General features: G+C 72.1%; 1 protein-coding gene. It reads left to right on the top strand.

Annotation, left to right across the window (positions count from 1 at the left end):
- A partial coding sequence (locus AC067J_RS43980; RefSeq protein WP_478308510.1) for a condensation domain-containing protein occupies positions 1-2,043 on the top strand: 2,043 nt, incomplete at both ends.

Below are 2,043 nucleotides of genomic sequence, written 5' to 3' on the forward strand. Positions count from 1 at the left end.
CCGGCGAACCTGATTCCGGCCGACGCCGTCGTGATCACTCCGGAGATGCTGCCGCTGGTCGAGCTGACGGCGGAGGAGGTCGAGCGGGTCGTCGCCACCGTCGAGGGCGGCGCCGCGAACATCGCGGACGTCTACCCGCTCGCCCCGCTCCAGGAGGGCCTGCTCTTCCACCACCTCCTCGCCCGCGATGAGGACGACGCCTATGTGATGCCCATGGTGCTGGAGTTCAGCTCGCGCGAGTGGCTGGACACCTTCCTCGGCGCCCTGCGGCAGGTGGTCGCCCGCCATGGCATCCTGCGCACGGGCATCGTGTGGGACGGACTGCGCACGCCCGTCCAGGTGGTGTGGCGAAACGCCGAACTGCCGGTGACCGAAGTGGCCTTGGACCCGGAAGACTCCGATGTGGTCGAGCAACTGCTGACCGGAGTCGGCATGTCGATGGACCTCACCCGGGCGCCCCTGATCACCGCCCATGTCGCGCCCCTCCCCGGGGCCGGGACCGGGGCCGGGGGCTGGGTGGCGCTGGTGCGGCTCCACCACATCGTCCAGGACCACACCGCACTTGAGGTGCTGCTCGCCGAGCTGGACGCCTTCGTCAACGGCCGGGGCGACGAGCTGCCCGAACCGTTGCCGTTCCGGGACTTCGTGGCCCAGGCTCGGAGCGGGGCGGACACCGCCGGGCACGAGCGCTACTTCACCCGCCTGCTGGCGGACGTCACCGAGCCGACGGCCCCGTACGGGCTGACCGACGTGCGAGGCGACGGGGCCGGCGTGGTGCGCGCCAAGGTGGCGTTCGAGCCCGAGCTGGACCAGCGGTTGCGCGAGGTCGCCCGCCGGCTCGGCGCGAGCGCGGCGACGGTCATGCACGTCGCCTGGTCACGGGCCCTCGCGGTGCTGGCCGGGCGGGACGACGTGGTCTTCGGCACGGTGCTGTTCGGCCGGATGAACGCCGGCCTGGGTGCCGATCGCGTTCCCGGACCGTTCATGAACACGCTCCCGGTGCGGGTGCGGACGGACGGACTCGGCGTTCTGGACGCGGTGTCGGCGGTGCGTGACCAGCTCGCGGAACTGCTGGAGCACGAGCACGCCCCGCTGGCCCTCGCCCAGAACGCCAGCGGTGTCCACGGCGGCGCCCCGCTGTTCTCCGCGCTGTTCAACTACCGGCACAACACCGAGCAGCGGACCCCGGCTCCGGCGGAGCCCGTGGACCGGCCGGAGGGCGGCTTCCGCACGCTGTTCGCCCGGGAACTGACCAACTACCCGCTCGCCGTCTCGGTGGACGACGACGGCGACGCGATCGGCCTCGCCGTGGACGCTGTGCCGTCGGTCGACCCGGTGGCGGTCGGTGTGTTGGTGCGGAGGGCTGCCGAGGGTTTGGTGGCGGCGTTGGAGGTGGCGCTGGACGGTGGTCCGCAGCTGCGTCTGAGTGCGGTGGAGGTGTTGGGCGAGGTCGAGCGTGGTCGTCTGCTCACCGAGTGGAGCGGTGCGGCGGCGGTCGAGGCTCGGGAGGACACGCTGCCCGGTCTGTTCGAGGCGCAGGTGGTGCGGACGCCGGATGCGGTGGCGGTGGTCGCCGACGGCGTGGAGCTGTCGTATGCCGAGGTGGATGCCCGGGCGAACCGCCTGGCCCGCTTGTTGGTGGGTCGTGGTGTGGGTCCGGAGTCGGTGGTCGCGGTGGCGTTGGAGCGCGGTGTCGAGGCGGTGGTGGCGCTGCTGGCGGTGGTGAAGGCGGGTGGTGCGTATCTGCCGGTCGATCCGGCGTATCCGGTGGAGCGGGTCGGGTTCATGGTGGCGGATGCCGCGCCGGTCGCGGTGGTGACTTCGCGGGCCGTGGCCGGGGTGGTTCCGGTGGAGGTGCCCGCGGTGGTGCTGGACGAGCCGTCCGTGGTCGCCGAGTTGGCGGGGTTCGACAGTGGTGCGTTGACGGATGCCGGCCGTCGGGCTGCTCTGCTGCCGTCGCATCCGGCGTATGTGATCTACACGTCGGGTTCGACGGGTCGGCCGAAGGGTGTGGTGGTCGAGCATCGTTCGGTGGCGGGTCTG

It is taken from the genome of Kitasatospora sp. NPDC042419 (assembly GCF_056437345.1).